We start from the raw sequence: 14,284 nt of genomic DNA on the forward strand, positions 1-14,284 counted from the left end.
AATGACCCGTCAAAGATGTTTGATAATTTAAGCGATAAGCTCGATAAAGCCTTTCACGTTCTCAAGGGACGAGGGCAGATTACAGAGATCAATGTAGCTGAAACGATGAAGGAAATTCGCCGTGCCCTTTTGGATGCGGATGTCAATTTCAAGATCGCAAAAGAATTCACCAACAGGGTCAAGGAAAAAGCCCTGGGGCAGGACGTTCTATCCAGTATTAAACCGGGTCAGTTGCTCACCAAAATCGTTCGGGATGAACTCGCCGAATTGATGGGGGGTGAGGCTGCTGGTGTTGATCTATCAGGGCAGCCTTCGGTTATTTTAATGTCGGGTCTTCAAGGTTCGGGTAAAACGACCTTCAGTGGTAAATTGGCCCGCTACCTCAAAACAAAAAAATCAAAGAAACCACTATTGGTTGCCTGTGATGTCTACCGCCCTGCGGCGATTGACCAGCTGCACGTGGTAGGTGACCAAATTGGGGTGGAGGTATACTCTGATCGGGAAAACAACGATCCCGTTACACTCGCACAAGCCGGGGTGGCCAAGGCCAAAGAACTCGGTTGCAATGTGGTTATTATCGATACCGCTGGTCGTTTAGCTGTTGATGAGACTATGATGACCGAAATTAGCAGTATCCACAAGGCGGTACAGCCCAACGAGACGCTTTTTGTGGTGGATTCCATGACGGGGCAGGATGCCGTAAATACCGCCAAGGCTTTCAACGATGTCCTGGATTTTGATGGAGTTATCCTGACGAAATTGGACGGTGATACCCGCGGGGGCGCGGCGATTTCGATTAAGTCCGTGGTGAATAAGCCGATCAAATTCATCGGTACAGGTGAAAAAATGGAAGCCCTGGATGTATTCTATCCCGAGCGGATGGCCGACAGAATCCTAGGGATGGGTGATGTTATCTCTTTGGTCGAGAGAGCACAAGAGCAATTCGACGAAGAGCAGGCCCGCAAGATCCAAAAGAAAATTGCCAAGAACCGTTTCGGTTTCGATGATTTCCTCAGCCAGATCCAGCAGATCAAAAAGATGGGGAATATGAAGGATTTGATGGGGATGATTCCCGGTGCAGGAAAGGCTTTGAAAAACCTCGATATCGATGACGACGCTTTCAAGCACATTGAGGCCATGATCCATTCCATGACACCAGACGAAAGAGCTAATCCCGCCAAGTTAAATTCGAGTCGAAAAAAACGAATTGCTAAAGGAAGTGGCCGCAGTATACAAGAAGTAAACCAACTGCTCAAGCAATTCGAGCAAATGAGCAAGATGATGAAGATGATGCAAGGTGGCGGAGGAAAACGCATGATGCAGATGCTTTCACAAATGCAGTAAACCCCAACTAAATGACCTTATTAGACGGAAAGGCTGTCAGTGGCCAAATCAAAGATGAAATTGCAGTAGAAGTCTCCAGAATGAAGGAGAAGGGCGAAAAGGTGCCTCACCTGGCTGCCATCATCGTCGGAACGGACGGAGCCAGTCTAACGTACGTCGGAAGCAAGGTCAAGGCTTGCGAAAGAGTAGGATTTGAATCTACTTTGATTCAGATGCCCAGCACCACCTCCGAATTAGAATTGCTGAAGAAGATCGAGGAACTCAACGAAGACGCCAATATTGATGGATTCATCGTACAGCTGCCGCTGCCGGAGCAAATCGATGCTCAAAAGGTGATCATGGCCATCGATCCAGACAAGGACGTCGATGGTTTTCACCCGACAAATTTTGGAAAGATGGCGCTGGATATGAGCACCTTCATCCCGGCAACCCCTTTCGGTATTCTGGAATTGCTCGAACGCTATAAAGTCGAAACCAAGGGGAAGCACACGGTGGTGATCGGTCGAAGCCACATTGTCGGACGCCCAATGAGTATTTTGATGGGGCGACGCGGTTTTCCTGGGAATTCCACGGTAACACTGACCCACTCTCATACCAAGAACATTACACAAATTATTTCGCAGGCTGATATTGTAATCTCTGCGCTGGGGATTCCGAATTTTGTCAAGGCGGAGATGGTCAAAGACGATGCGGTGGTTATCGATGTAGGAATCACTCGAGTTCCGGACGAAACAAAAAAGCGCGGTTACTACATCACAGGAGATGTGGATTTTGAAAATGTCAGCAAAAAGGCCTCTTTCATTACTCCCGTTCCTGGAGGGGTGGGCCCCATGACCATTGCCATGTTGATGAAAAACACCCTATTGGCCCGAGAGCGTCACCGTTCTAAATAGGCTAAAAGACCCTGCTGAGGTTAAATCCAAAGAAAAACCTTCCGTCTTGCCAGTCGCCGTTGCCATTGGCTAAGAACCCGTTTTCGAACATGGGTTGTGCATTGGTGAAGTGCAACTGAAATACGTGCCCTCCCGTCTCGATATCGACACCCACAGAAAGAGAATTTTTAAAGGGCGAGTCCTCCGCGCGGTTCATGTGCCAACCATAGTCCGCATTTAAGCTCATCCGTTTACTGATCTTGTGTCGCCCGCCTATTCCCAGAATAAATTGGGTGTTTTCCTGGGGGGTAAAAAAGACGGTATTCTCATGCAATAGGGACGGAGCCAGTTGCAAGGAGAGTTTTGAATTGATCTTTCTCGAAATTAGCAGTTGGGCCACATAGCTCAAACGATCATTGAATTCCAGATTCGGTAGGCTAAGTTCGTTGAATTGGGTGTCTATGGTCAGTAAATTATAGCCTACCACAGTCAACGGAAAACCATTCTCTTTCTGTTGAAAAAGACGATACTTAAGGTTAAAGCCGTACATTTTTCGGTAGGAGGAGCGTCCGAATCCGACATTAAAACCTTCCCATGGCGCATAGACAAAACTCAACTTGGTCACGGCATTGTCCAGACCAAAGAGGTTGTCGAAGCCTTTTTCAACACTACCAAACCGGTGGGCGACGATAAAATAGAAGTCTCCCTTGTCGGCCAATTTGGTCGATTCGAAGTTGACAATTTTTAAGCCCTTAAAGGCGGCAATGGTTTCGGTTTTGTCTTCATCCCAATCCTCTTCGAGTTGATTCATTAAATCATCCTGTGCAAAAGCCCCTGCGGGAAGGGCAAGCAGAAGGAATAAAATCAGGGATTTCTTAAAGTTTATCATACACTAAAACTACTACTTTGAACGTATTATATCTAGGGCGGCGTAAATCAATCGATGAATCACTAAAGAATTGTGTTATGAAAAAGAAATGGAGCCTTCCCCTTATCTTCCTTTTAGGCCTTGTGTTTTGTGCCTGTTCGTCCGAAAGTGTTTCAGATTTAGCCGATATTGATCCCGCAGAACCTGTTACCTTTGCAGCTGCTATTCAGCCCATTCTTCAGAATGACTGTGCGAATTGCCACGGAGCCGTTCCAGCGAACGGAGCACCCAATTCTCTGCAAACCTATGATCAGGTCAGGAATTCTGTGCTCACCGAAGGCCTTATCAATCGAATCAATAACGCGGGATCTCCTATGCCTCCGACGGGGCTGATGGCTCCCCCTTCCCGTAGGCTCTTCGACTTGTGGGTAGAGGGTGGGTTTCAAGAAAACTAGTATGAAAGTATTTTCCTTGTTTCTTCTTTGTTTCGGACTGTTTATTCTGCCCCTAAAGGCCCAGCAATGGCAAACCAAGACAGGAGAACTCTTTTTTGAGGCAACCGACACCAGTATCGAGCCGGTGCGAGCCAAGAATTCCAAAGTAGCTGCCCTAGTTAATCTGGAGAGCCGTAAAATTGCTGTTTTGGCCAAAGTACGGGACTTCCAGTTTCGGGTAGGTTTAATGCAAGAGCACTTCAACGAGAACTACCTGGAGTCTGACCGTTTTCCGTTTATGAGGTTTGAAGGGGTTTTTGAAGGAGAAATGCCCTTGAAAGACTTCGAAGGCCTCATCTACGTAGAGGGCACCCTAAAACTTCATGGCGTAAGTCAGCCTCTCCGCACCCAAACCCGTTGGACACGCTCCGGTAATCAATTGGAAATGAAAGTTTTCTTTACCACTCGGACGGCAGATTTTGGAATAAAAATCCCCAAAGTCGTCATCAAAAAGATAGCCGAAGAAGTGGAAATCAGTGGTACTTTTTTATTCGACTTAGCGAGCGAATAACTGCTCTATATTTTTAAAGGCCTTGAACTCTAAGGCATTGCCTGCAGGATCGAGAAAAAATAAGGTCGCTTGTTCTCCAGGCTCTCCTTTAAACCGCACATAGGGCTCAATGACGAATTCGATATTATGGGATTTTAAGCGTTCAGCAAAGGGATCGAACTCATCATAAGGGAGTACTACCCCAAAGTGGGGAACAGGAACATTTTTACCGTCCACAGGGTTGGTGTGCAGATCTTCTACTGATTTGGGTTTGTAGTGAATTACCAACTGGTGACCGAAAAAGTCAAAGTCAACCCAATGATCACTGCTTCGCCCTTCTTCAAATCCGAGTATATCTCGGTAAAATGTCCGGCATTCGGCCAGGTTATGCACGGGAATAGCCAGGTGAAAAGGAGAAATCTTGCTCATGTCTATGCGTTTTGCAGAAAAGAAATGATCTGCTGGTTCACGCCCTCTTGGTGCATTGAATGCCCCAAACCTTTCGTCTCAATGAGTTGGCTGCTTTTCCAGTGCCTATGCACCTTTCTCGAGGCTTCAACATTGATTTGGCGGTCGTCTACATCGTGTAGTAACAGTCCTTTCTTGGTGTTGTTTTCTACAAATATAGCGCTCGAAAACTCATCGACATGAAGCCCTAGCCAAGACTTCAAATAGTTGTCCATGGCGGTATACGCTCGCTGATTGAATCGCAGGGTCTGCTGGTATTGATCCATGATTTCTTTGAAATCACAGGGCGAACCGATGGTCACAATTTTATCGAGTTCGGATTCCGGTCGAACGTAGTGGTCATAAAGAATTGCCATTCCACCCATGGAATGGGCAACGACGTGCTCAGGTTTATAGGCTTCTATGACCTGACGTGCTACATCGGCATATAAGGGTGCATAAAGTTTGTCCCCACTGGAATAACCATGACCGGGAGCATCAAAGGCATAGATGTTGAATTGGGCTTCTTGTAAGTAACCGATCAGGTTTCTCCACCGGAACACATTGCTTTCCCAGCCGTGTAGGAGCAATACGGAAGGACCTTCACCGGGCCAGTGGTAGGTCTGGATTTGGTGACCACTAAACTGTTCTGTTTTATAGCGAGCGGCGTCCAAATAGGGGGCTTGTTTGGGTTTTACCCGGCCCGCTCGGACCTTGCAAAAGAGTTCGATTCCAAGTTTGGCTCCTCTTCTTTTGGAGAAGAGGGTAATGACATTCAGGCTTTTGCCGATGAAAATGGGCATGTAGCGAGCCATCAGTTTTTTCATAATAAGTAACTTTTTGTAACTTACTTTTTATTAGATACTAAGGTAACCCTTTTCGAGACACCTTGAAAAGGTTCCTTTTAGTAAACTCAGTCACCCTATGGAAAGTACTATTGATAATCAGTCGGTTAGTCGAAAGAAAAAAATGGAAAATATGTTCGGGCACCTGGATTATAAGCATCCACCGCGCTTGTGTCCCGTCCGAGATGTCCTTTCTCAGGCCTCTGATCAATGGAGTATTCTCATTCTTTTGTGGTTGGGCTACTACCCGGAATTGCGCTTCAATAAACTCAAAAAATACGTCTACGGGATCTCGAGTAAGGTGCTGAGTCAACGGCTTAAAACCCTTCAGGAACAGGGATATGTCGAAAGAGAAGTCTTTCCGGAAGTGCCTCTTCGCGTGGAGTACCGCTTGACGGAATTTGGTCAGAGCTATGTAGAGCGCCTCTTGGAATTAACAGAATGGATGCACCAGAACAGTCCTATGGTCAAGGCCAATCCTAAAGACTACGGTTTAAAATAAGGTCTACCAGCCCATCATAATGTACTTGAGCTTGGCGTCTTCAGGAATTTGAACGGCTTCGACTTTTTGAACGCCAAAACGCAGATTTTCCGGCAGCTCTTCCTTATCGATACTGAAGTACAGTTCACTCTCTTCCACAAAAACGACAATATTATTCAGAGTGGGGCTGATCTTTTTGATGGTGTAGGTGTCTTGCAGTTCGCCAAAGGTGCTCTCGAGGCTGATGCCCGCCTCACTGGTGTACCGAGGGTCTTCAATGCGTACATGATTGATCACTTTAAGGCTGTCCTCTTTATCAGGGGTTAACGTGAGCAGCAATTCGCCTCCTTTTTCAAAGATCTTGTACTTGGTATAAGCGGTAACATTGGGGATGTCATCGTAAACGTCTTCGACTACAGAGTCTTCCGCAAATAGTTTTTCGAGTTCAGCGGCAGGGGTATCCTTTGGCAGTAGGCCCACTTGTTCGTTGGTGACTTTGAATTTGGCATCTTCAAAGAGGCTACACGCGGTCAATAAAAGGAAGATGGAGGTCGTGGCAAGAATTTTTCTGGATTGCAATCGCATAGGGTTTTTTGTTTAGCAGGGTTATCGCATTACTTTTTTAAGGACGCCAAAGACTTCACGAATAAAAGTGGCGCTCGTCAGGACTTTGACCACCGGATTCATACGTGTACTTTTTCGTCTTGAAGTGGTCCGTGTTTTTTGGGACTTCTTTTCTTCTTCTTTTGCCAACTCTTGGGCACGGGCTATTTTCTCGTTCAGCAGCTCGTAAGCGCTTTCGCGATCGATACGCTCGTTGTATTTTTTTGTGAGCCCGGATTCGGCAATGACAGCCTTGAGTTCTTTGGGTGTCAGAATGTCCATTCGGCTCATAGGTGCGCGCAGCATGGTAGCCGCCAAAGGTGTTGGTCTTCCTTTTTCGTCCAGTGCCGTAATCAAGGCTTCCCCAATTCCAAGAGAAGTGAGTACTTCATCCGTATTGTAGTAGTCCGAAATAGGGTAGTTGTCGGCGGTCATTTTGATGGCCTTGCGGTCTTTTGCCGTAAAGGCGCGTAAAGCATGTTGCACTTTTAAACCGAGCTGAGCCAGTACTTCGTCCGGTACGTCCGTTGGGTTTTGGGTCACAAAGTAGAGCCCCACACCTTTGGAGCGAATGAGTTTGACAATGCTTTCGATTTGACCCAAAAGAGCCTTGGAAGCCTCTTTAAAAATCAAGTGAGCTTCATCGATAAAGAAAATGAGTTCGGGTCGATCAGCATCCCCTTGTTCGGGAAGGGTACCGTAGATTTCGGCCAGAAGACTCAGCATAAAAGTCGAAAAGAGCTTAGGACGGTCTTGAATATCAGTCAGGCGAACAATATTGATGTAGCCCTGACCTTGGTCGTCAATGCGCATCAAATCGTCAATTTCGAAGGATTTTTCACCGAAGAAAAGCTCAGCGCCTTGTTGCTCGAGTTCAATGATCTTTCGTAGAATGGCACCCGTGGAACTGCTAGAGATACGTCCGTATTGCCCTTTGAACTCTTCTTTTCCTTCACCTGTAGCGTATTGAAGCACTTTTTTGAAGTCTTCCAAGTCCAGTAAGGGAAGGTTTTCGTCATCACAGTATTTGAACAAGACCGCAACAATCCCTTCCTGGGTAGGGGTGAGGTCCAAAATACGCGATAGGAGTACGGGCCCAAATTCTGAAACGGTTGCTCTGAGGCGCACCCCATCTTGTTCTGAAAGGCTGTAGATTTCTAACGGAAAGCGACTCGGTTCAAAGGGAAGGCCAATCTTTTCGTGTCTTTCGTCAATTTTTGGGTGCCCTGGACTCGGAGCGGCTAGTCCGCTGAGGTCGCCTTTAAGGTCCATCAGCAATACAGGAATCCCCTGCTTGGACAAGTTTTCGGCCATGACCTGAAGGGTCTTGGTTTTTCCGGTACCCGTTGCCCCGGCAATCAGTCCGTGGCGGTTGAGGGTTTTTAATGGAATTCTAACAAAGGCTTCGGTGACTGTTTCTTCTCCCAACATAGCAGCCCCCATAATCAAGGCGTCCCCTTTGGTTTTGTAGCCCTCTTGTATATGTGCTTTAAAAGCGTCCTTGTCCAACATCGTGTTGCTTTGATGTAAAAGTAGGGGAATTTTAGGCAAAAGATCAAGCCGTTTAGGGGGCAAGAATGCGCTATCTTTGCCGCGCTATGGGCAATCAGTACACCAAAGAAGTCGAAGCAGGTACCTATCTGCCACTCATGGAAGCCTTCTACACCATTCAAGGAGAGGGATTTCATAAGGGTGCAGCCTCCTATTTTATCCGCGTTGGTGGATGCGATGTTGGTTGTCACTGGTGTGATGTCAAAGAGAGTTGGGATGCCGAAAAGCACCCACCGACCTCAATTGATCACATTGTTGAAGAGGCCAAGAAGTACTCTGATACAGTCGTTGTTACCGGGGGTGAGCCCTTAATGTGGAATATGAGTCCTCTCACTTCAATGCTCAAAGAGCGGCAAATGAAAATTCACATCGAAACCTCAGGAGCTTATCCGCTTAGTGGAGAATGGGATTGGATCTGTTTATCACCCAAAAAAACCTCTTGCCCAAAGACGAAATCCACCCCGTAGCGGATGAACTCAAGGTCATTGTTTATAACCGGCACGATTTAAAATTTGCGGAAGAACAAGCCGCTAAAGTCAGTCCCGACTGCCATCTTTACTTGCAGCCGGAATGGAGTGTTCGCGACAAGGTAATGCCCCTAATCGTCGATTTTGTTTTGGAGAATCCCAAATGGAAAGCCTCCTTACAGACCCATAAATACCTGAATATCCCTTAGGAATTAACGACCGCCATTATTCTGCAGGTCCAAACGGCAGTCGGAGTCAAGTACAGGCACTATAGCCATGCCCTTGGAAGCCCTCGCCGAAAGAGCCTTCATCATTCCGCTCCCGAACTCCAATTCGGCGCGCATCAGACATCCATTCACGGAGCAGTGATTGGAAGCATTGGGGTCTTCGTGATCATTAACCGGAGTAGTACCCAGGTTCACCAAACCGAAGAGGTGCCCAAATTCGTGGTTGATGGTGGCCGTTTCTACATCGGTTACCGTAATCGCTGCATCTTGACTGGCCAAAAGGCGCACAGTTCCTTCAAAAATAACCATAGAAGTGTTGCGGTAGACCGCTCCCAAGGTGACCAAACCTTCGTTCAGGTCGTCGTTTTCTGAGGAGGCCCCGGTAAAGTAAATGAAGATGGCCAAGGTGTTCCCATCGTTGTAATTCTGTCGGACTTCCGCTTCGATATCGGCTACCTGCTGAAAAGAGAGTTCCGTCTCGGTTGGCGGGTCCACTTGGTGGTACTCCACCACAATGTTTTCACGGGTTTTGAAGGAGTGCTGCACCAAATAGTCCCTAAAGTTGTCAATCGAGATGCTAGAAGGACGGAACCCATTCACATACGCAATCTCAATCAGGATGCGATCGAAGTTATCGTTGGATAGAATATCTCGTGCAGAGTCGCCAATCGCCAGCAAGTTACCGGTTCGGTCAACTCCTGTTCCCCCGTCATCGTCTCCGCTGGGCGGTTGATCATCGGTTTGGGAACCACATTGAACAAGAAAAAGGCCGAATACGGCCAATAGGATCAAGGAAATTCTTTTCATAGCACTGGTATAATGGAGCAGTGTTTAGCGACTTACAATTTACAAATTCTACCACAGAGTTAAAAGTCAGCTGCTTTACGCTAAAGCCTCATGTAAGGACCAAACGAGCCAAATAATCATAATGTGGGCCTTCTTCGAGGAGTTCATAGGCAAATGCTACGTCCTCGGCTGTCTTTTTTAAGCGCTCTGGATCGACAAACACCCAATCAAAGTCAGGTCCTTTACGTCCATCGTAGCTGAAATGGTACTGGACATCTCCGTAGTAGAGTCGATCTCCGGGCACCCAGATTCCACCATCTTCCTCTTCTTCAAAAACATAACGGATATCCGAGGAATCCAGAAGAATCTGCCCCTTTGGTCGCAAGAGACCTTTAAGGCTTTCTAAAAAAGCGGGTAATTGATGTAGTTGCCCAGCTAAACCTATACCATTCATCAAAAGTAGAAGGGTATCGTACTGCAGGGCACTGTGTTGACGGAAATCGGCCAGCGTTGTACAATGGGCGTCCTGAACACCTTGTGCTTTACAACAGCGAATAGCACCGATCGATTGGTCGAGGGCAGTGACTTCCATGCCTTTTTCGTCTTGCAGGTAAAGGGAGTGAATTCCACTACCGGAGCCGATATCCAAAACACGACCTCGGGATTCTTGAAGTGCTCTTTGTTCCAGGGTCGGCATTTGATCGTAGCTGCGGAAAAGGTGGGGCAGGGGCATTTCTTCATCTTGGTCCAGGGACGAATGGGTCATTAAAGGTCCCTTGGATTCCCCTTGGTAGTAATCCCACATCGCTTCTCCGAGGATGTCTGTCTCAAAAGCATTTTCCATGGCGCAAAGATCGGCTATTCCGCTCAAGTTGTATTTTTGAGTACGCAATTAAGTGACCATGGAGGAAGCCGATTTTAAAGAACTCAAAGAGAAGGCCAAACAGCGAAATAAGGCCCATAAAAAGCTGCTGGATAAATTGAGTAAAAGGCCTCCCAAGCATCTGGATACTCTGATGGTGGAATTGCATGAAGAGGAGTTCAGAAGAACAGATTGCTTGGATTGTGCGAATTGCTGCAAGACCACAGGGCCTCTTTTTACCCGAAGAGATATTGAGCGTCTCTCCAAACATTTTCGAGTAAAACCAACTGCCTTTATTGAGCAGTATTTACGAATAGATGAGGATCAAGATTATGTTCTTCAGCAGTTGCCTTGTCCTTTTTTATTAGAAGACAACCGCTGTTCGGTCTACGATCACAGACCCAAGGCCTGTCGAGAGTTTCCGCATACAGACCGCAAGAACTTTCCTCAGATCAAGTCCCTGACCATGAAGAATGTGGCTATTTGCCCGGCGGCCTTTCGAATTGTGGAAGCGCTCGAAAAAGCTGTGCAGAACTAAATGCCATCTGTTTCGTAAATTGGCTTGGTTGCAAAATTGATTGAAAAAAGTAAGTATGGAAGAATTGATCACCTATTTTGAAAACATTCCCTCCTGGCAGCGTTCCGTTATTTTGGTTGGTGGAATCACCTTCTTTTGGATTTTAGAAGGTGTCATACCTCTGTTCCGATTCGGCTACCGCAAATGGCGCCACGCTTTGCCCAATTTCTTTTTTACCTTGACCACCATACTGGTCAATTTTTCACTGGCCTTTTTACTGCTGAAAACCTCCGATTGGGCCGTACAGAATGAATTCGGTATTCTGTACTGGATTCCCAATCTGCCCTTGTGGGCCTTTATTCTTCTCGGTGTCATGTTGCTGGACCTCATTGGGGCCTATACTGCCCATTGGGCTGAACACAAGATTAAGCCTTTGTGGATGATTCACCTGGTGCATCATACAGATCATCATGTCGATACCACTACAGCCAATCGCCACCACCCTTTAGAAAGTTTTGTGCGCTTTTTCTTCACCCTGGCGGGCGTGGCAATTATAGGAGCTCCTATCGGGATCATCATGCTTTATCAATCGCTTTCTGTAGTGGCGACGCAATTTAGTCACGCCAATATAAAACTGCCCAAATGGGTTGATAATGCGATCAGCCTGGTTTTTGTTTCTCCCGATATGCACAAGGTGCATCACCATTATGTGCTGCCTTACACCGATTCCAACTACGGGAATATCTTTTCGCTTTGGGACCGTCTTTTCGGAACCTACATGAAAATGCGAAACGAGGAAATCGTTTACGGGGTAGATACTTTTCCGGACGAAAAAGAAAACAGCAGTACCTGGGGGCTACTCAAGCAACCCTTTCACAAATACCGCAAACCCACCACAGGCGGCAAGTCTTAGGGGTAAAGCAGGTATTTCGCTCTGATTTTTTTAAAAGCTTCAATCTCTGCTTGCCAGGTTTGACTGATTTGGCTAGCACTCATTCCGGCTTCGATTTGCTTCTGGAGCGCTTCTTTTCCGGCGTGTCTGGTAAACCCGGAAGTCAAGAAGAATTTTTCTTTTTCGGTACTGTTCTGGTAGGCTTTTATTACCCATCTTAAATCAACGGCAGCCATTCGGTCGTGAGACGAAAGGTCCTCCCCATAGCACAATTTCCCTTCTTCTTTGGGGTATTTGGCTCCAAAATTGGGTTTGGGGGTATAGGTAAAAGAAAAGACCTCCGGGTCTAAAACGGAGGAGCCATAGCGCTGAAATTGTTCTTCAGTACCCCGACCAGCGTTGATGGTCGTCCCTTCAAAAAGACCTAAACTTGGGTAGAGGTTGATGGCTTTGTCATTCGGTAAATTAGGAGAAGGACGAATGGGCAGACTGTATTGACTTTCATGAGAGTAATTCTCTAAAGGAATCACAGTCAGTTCTGCAGGCTTCTTATCTTCCAGCCACCCTTCTCGATTGATCATCACAGCATACTCGCCGATGGTCATTCCATAGACCAAAGGAATGCTATTGAGACCTAAGAAGTTCCGGTGTTGCTTTTCTAAAACGGGGCCGTCCACATAGTGACCGTTGGGGTTGGGGCGATCCAGAACGAGAACCGGGATGCCTTTTTCTGCACAAGCTTCCATCATGTACTGCAAGGTGGCGATGTAGGTGTAGAAACGTACCCCTACATCCTGTATATCAAAAACAACGACATCCACATTGGCCAGTTGCTCCTGAGAAGGTTTTCTGCTTTTTCCATGCAGAGACACAACCGGTAAACCGGTCTTAATGTCTTTGCCGTCGTCGACGATTTCACCGGCATCGGCCCGTCCTCTGAAGCCGTGTTCTGGTGAAAATATTTTCTTTAAATCAATATCATGAGCCAAGAGGGAATCCACCAGGTGTTGGTGCCCTTTTTCCTTGAAGATCACGGAGGTTTGATTGGCGACAACCGCCACACGTTTACCTTTTAAAAGCGGAAGGTATTCGGCAGTTCTGTTGGCTGCCACGACAATCTCGTTGGTATGTTCAGGACCTTCAGCAGAGGTCTGCGGACTCATTTCGGTTCCCGGGCAAGAAACCAGCAGGAAGAACAAGACAAAAACTGTACTTTTGAGTTGGATAAAATTGGGCATTCCTTGAATTTAGAATGGTTTATCGCCAAGAGACTGATCCTTGGGCGGGCTTATAAAAATAGCATTTCGGCTCCGATCATTAAAATCGCCATAGCAGCTATTGCGCTGGGTATGGTGATGATGTTGATCGCTATTGCCTCTGGGGTCGGGATGAAACTCAAAATTCGAGAGAAAGTGGCTGCCTTCAATGGCCATATCCAAATTTCCAATTACGATAACAACCTCTCTCAGGTATCGGTGGAACCGGTGTCTATTGATCAGGATTTTTACCCGGAGTTTTCATCGGTCAGCGGAATTAGCCACGTACAGGCCGTGATTATGAAAGGGGGCATCATTCGCAACGAAGAAACCTTCGAAGGAATTCTGGCTAAAGGAGTGGGGACTGATTTTAGGTGGGACGCTTTTCGCGAATACCTCGTGGCCGGTGATATTCCCGACTACACGGGCAAGCTGGGTGAGGAGGTGCTTATTTCTAAGCGCAAAGCCAACCGCCTTCAGCTTCAGGTAAGCGATAGCTTCAGAGCCTTCTTTTTAAAAGACAACGACGCCTCGAAAGTGCCCAATAACCGAGTGTTCAAGGTGAGTGGTATATACGATAGCGGCTTCGAAGAGTTCGATGAGAATATAGTTTTTGTAGATCGCAGACACCTGCAGCGCATGAACAAATGGGAGGCCGACCAAATCGGTCATTTTGAAGTGTTTTTGAAAGACTTTGACGCCTTGGAGATCAAGACGGGCGAGGTCTACCAAAACACCTCTTCTTATTTGGATACCCGAAACATTCAAGATAAATATAACACCATCTTTGAATGGATTGGGCTCTTCGATTTTAATATCGCCATCATCATTGGGATTATGGTCTTAGTTGGCGGGATCAATATGATTACGGCCCTTCTGGTGCTGATCTTAGAACGGACCACCATGATTGGTTTATTAAAGGCCTTAGGAGGAACAAATTGGAGTATTCGTAAAGTGTTCTTGTACAATGCGGCTTATTTGATTTTTCTGGGCTTGCTTTGGGGAAATATTTTGGGCTTGGGAATTATTTACGCCCAATCCGAATACCGGTTTATTCGCTTTCCGAATCCTGAGCAGTATTATATCGAGTACGTACCCGTGCATTTGCCTTTAGGAAGCTGGGCAGCGCTAAATATTGGAGTACTTCTACTTTGTCTTGCCATGCTCCTCTTACCTTCACTCATTATTAGCAAGATCGCTCCAGTCAAGGCGATTCGCTTTGCCTAACGCCTTTTTATTCGCGAGAAGAAAACAGGCTTTTTGGGAAGTAGGCCTGCCGGAA

The 14,284-nt window shown here is 46.7% G+C and carries 16 protein-coding genes and 1 pseudogene; 9 read left to right on the forward strand and 8 right to left on the reverse strand.

The window, feature by feature from the left end:
• The first annotated feature begins 15 nt into the window (after positions 1-15).
• Entirely contained in the window at positions 16-1,344 is a 1,329-nt protein-coding gene (gene ffh, locus BST99_RS00720) for a signal recognition particle protein (RefSeq protein WP_105000097.1), read from the forward strand.
• A gap of 11 nt (positions 1,345-1,355) precedes the next feature.
• Positions 1,356-2,237 carry a bifunctional 5,10-methylenetetrahydrofolate dehydrogenase/5,10-methenyltetrahydrofolate cyclohydrolase gene (locus BST99_RS00725; protein WP_105000098.1) on the forward strand — a complete coding sequence of 294 codons (882 nt, stop codon included), beginning with the start codon at positions 1,356-1,358 and terminating at the stop codon, positions 2,235-2,237.
• Between the two features lies 1 nt (position 2,238).
• On the opposite strand, the gene BST99_RS00730 is transcribed toward BST99_RS00725, so the two are convergent.
• Positions 2,239-3,105 (reverse strand): DUF5777 family beta-barrel protein, encoded by an 867-nt coding sequence (locus BST99_RS00730; protein WP_105000099.1) that lies wholly within the window; start codon positions 3,103-3,105, stop codon positions 2,239-2,241.
• A gap of 77 nt (positions 3,106-3,182) precedes the next feature.
• On the opposite strand from BST99_RS00730, the gene BST99_RS00735 reads away from it, so the two are divergent.
• Positions 3,183-3,539: a hypothetical protein gene (locus BST99_RS00735; RefSeq protein WP_105000100.1), complete on the forward strand. Its 357-nt coding sequence runs from the start codon at positions 3,183-3,185 to the stop codon at positions 3,537-3,539.
• A 1-nt stretch (position 3,540) separates the two neighbouring features.
• A complete protein-coding gene (locus tag BST99_RS00740) occupies positions 3,541-4,089 on the forward strand; it encodes a YceI family protein (protein WP_105000101.1) in 549 nt (182 codons plus the stop codon).
• Here the strand turns inward: BST99_RS00740 and BST99_RS00745 are convergent.
• Positions 4,075-4,497: a VOC family protein gene (locus tag BST99_RS00745; RefSeq protein ID WP_105000102.1), complete on the reverse strand. Its 423-nt coding sequence runs from the start codon at positions 4,495-4,497 to the stop codon at positions 4,075-4,077. The genes BST99_RS00740 and BST99_RS00745 overlap by 15 nt on opposite strands.
• A gap of 2 nt (positions 4,498-4,499) precedes the next feature.
• Positions 4,500-5,342 (reverse strand): alpha/beta fold hydrolase, encoded by an 843-nt coding sequence (locus BST99_RS00750; protein WP_105000103.1) that lies wholly within the window; start codon positions 5,340-5,342, stop codon positions 4,500-4,502.
• Positions 5,343-5,439: 97 nt separating this feature from the next.
• On the opposite strand from BST99_RS00750, the gene BST99_RS00755 reads away from it, so the two are divergent.
• Positions 5,440-5,862, forward strand: coding sequence for a winged helix-turn-helix transcriptional regulator (locus BST99_RS00755; RefSeq protein ID WP_105000104.1), 423 nt, complete (start codon positions 5,440-5,442; stop codon positions 5,860-5,862).
• 3 nt (positions 5,863-5,865) lie between these two features.
• Here the strand turns inward: BST99_RS00755 and BST99_RS00760 are convergent, their stop codons facing one another.
• Together BST99_RS00760 and BST99_RS00765 are read right to left on the reverse strand one after the other, a co-directional pair.
• Complete coding sequence (locus BST99_RS00760) at positions 5,866-6,426, reverse strand: hypothetical protein (RefSeq protein WP_245916144.1); 561 nt, start codon at positions 6,424-6,426, stop codon at positions 5,866-5,868.
• A gap of 21 nt (positions 6,427-6,447) precedes the next feature.
• Positions 6,448-7,956, reverse strand: coding sequence for a helicase HerA-like domain-containing protein (locus BST99_RS00765; protein ID WP_105000105.1), 1,509 nt, complete (start codon positions 7,954-7,956; stop codon positions 6,448-6,450).
• Between the two features lie 86 nt (positions 7,957-8,042).
• Here BST99_RS00765 and BST99_RS00770 point away from each other — a divergent pair.
• Positions 8,043-8,671 (forward strand): annotated as a pseudogene (locus tag BST99_RS00770) (7-carboxy-7-deazaguanine synthase QueE).
• A gap of 3 nt (positions 8,672-8,674) precedes the next feature.
• Here BST99_RS00770 and BST99_RS00775 read toward each other — a convergent pair.
• Together BST99_RS00775 and BST99_RS00780 are read right to left on the reverse strand one after the other, a co-directional pair.
• Positions 8,675-9,496 (reverse strand): hypothetical protein, encoded by an 822-nt coding sequence (locus tag BST99_RS00775; RefSeq protein WP_105000106.1) that lies wholly within the window; start codon positions 9,494-9,496, stop codon positions 8,675-8,677.
• Positions 9,497-9,584: 88 nt separating this feature from the next.
• On the reverse strand, positions 9,585-10,346 hold the full coding sequence (locus BST99_RS00780) for a class I SAM-dependent methyltransferase (protein ID WP_245916145.1): 762 nt from the start codon (positions 10,344-10,346) through the stop codon (positions 9,585-9,587).
• Between the two features lie 31 nt (positions 10,347-10,377).
• Between BST99_RS00780 and BST99_RS00785 the strand changes: the two genes are divergently transcribed.
• Together BST99_RS00785 and BST99_RS00790 are read left to right on the forward strand one after the other, a co-directional pair.
• Positions 10,378-10,875, forward strand: a complete 498-nt coding sequence (locus tag BST99_RS00785; protein ID WP_105000108.1) for a YkgJ family cysteine cluster protein — start codon at positions 10,378-10,380, stop codon at positions 10,873-10,875.
• Positions 10,876-10,930: 55 nt separating this feature from the next.
• Positions 10,931-11,767, forward strand: coding sequence for a sterol desaturase family protein (locus BST99_RS00790; protein WP_105000109.1), 837 nt, complete (start codon positions 10,931-10,933; stop codon positions 11,765-11,767).
• Here the strand turns inward: BST99_RS00790 and BST99_RS00795 are convergent.
• Entirely contained in the window at positions 11,764-12,984 is a 1,221-nt protein-coding gene (locus BST99_RS00795) for an exo-beta-N-acetylmuramidase NamZ family protein (RefSeq protein ID WP_105000110.1), read from the reverse strand. The genes BST99_RS00790 and BST99_RS00795 overlap by 4 nt on opposite strands.
• Positions 12,985-12,987: 3 nt before the next feature.
• On the opposite strand from BST99_RS00795, the gene BST99_RS00800 reads away from it, so the two are divergent.
• Entirely contained in the window at positions 12,988-14,229 is a 1,242-nt protein-coding gene (locus BST99_RS00800) for an ABC transporter permease (protein WP_105000111.1), read from the forward strand.
• The last annotated feature ends 55 nt before the right edge of the window (positions 14,230-14,284 follow it).

It is taken from the genome of Aureicoccus marinus (assembly GCF_002954325.1).
GTDB classification, from domain to species: domain Bacteria; phylum Bacteroidota; class Bacteroidia; order Flavobacteriales; family Flavobacteriaceae; genus Aureicoccus; species Aureicoccus marinus.

Excerpts from the sequence above, each read along its gene's own strand:
- ffh (WP_105000097.1), top strand. The coding sequence starts at position 16 with ATGTTTGATAATTTAAGCGATAAGCTCGATAAAGCCTTTCACGTTCTC.
- BST99_RS00725 (WP_105000098.1), top strand. The coding sequence starts at position 1,356 with ATGACCTTATTAGACGGAAAGGCTGTCAGTGGCCAAATCAAAGATGAA.
- BST99_RS00730 (WP_105000099.1), bottom strand. The coding sequence starts at position 3,105 with ATGATAAACTTTAAGAAATCCCTGATTTTATTCCTTCTGCTTGCCCTT.
- BST99_RS00735 (WP_105000100.1), top strand. The coding sequence starts at position 3,183 with ATGAAAAAGAAATGGAGCCTTCCCCTTATCTTCCTTTTAGGCCTTGTG.
- BST99_RS00740 (WP_105000101.1), top strand. The coding sequence starts at position 3,541 with ATGAAAGTATTTTCCTTGTTTCTTCTTTGTTTCGGACTGTTTATTCTG.
- BST99_RS00745 (WP_105000102.1), bottom strand. The coding sequence starts at position 4,497 with ATGAGCAAGATTTCTCCTTTTCACCTGGCTATTCCCGTGCATAACCTG.
- BST99_RS00750 (WP_105000103.1), bottom strand. The coding sequence starts at position 5,342 with ATGAAAAAACTGATGGCTCGCTACATGCCCATTTTCATCGGCAAAAGC.
- BST99_RS00755 (WP_105000104.1), top strand. The coding sequence starts at position 5,440 with ATGGAAAGTACTATTGATAATCAGTCGGTTAGTCGAAAGAAAAAAATG.
- BST99_RS00760 (WP_245916144.1), bottom strand. The coding sequence starts at position 6,426 with ATGCGATTGCAATCCAGAAAAATTCTTGCCACGACCTCCATCTTCCTT.
- BST99_RS00765 (WP_105000105.1), bottom strand. The coding sequence starts at position 7,956 with ATGTTGGACAAGGACGCTTTTAAAGCACATATACAAGAGGGCTACAAA.
- BST99_RS00775 (WP_105000106.1), bottom strand. The coding sequence starts at position 9,496 with ATGAAAAGAATTTCCTTGATCCTATTGGCCGTATTCGGCCTTTTTCTT.
- BST99_RS00785 (WP_105000108.1), top strand. The coding sequence starts at position 10,378 with ATGGAGGAAGCCGATTTTAAAGAACTCAAAGAGAAGGCCAAACAGCGA.
- BST99_RS00790 (WP_105000109.1), top strand. The coding sequence starts at position 10,931 with ATGGAAGAATTGATCACCTATTTTGAAAACATTCCCTCCTGGCAGCGT.
- BST99_RS00795 (WP_105000110.1), bottom strand. The coding sequence starts at position 12,984 with ATGCCCAATTTTATCCAACTCAAAAGTACAGTTTTTGTCTTGTTCTTC.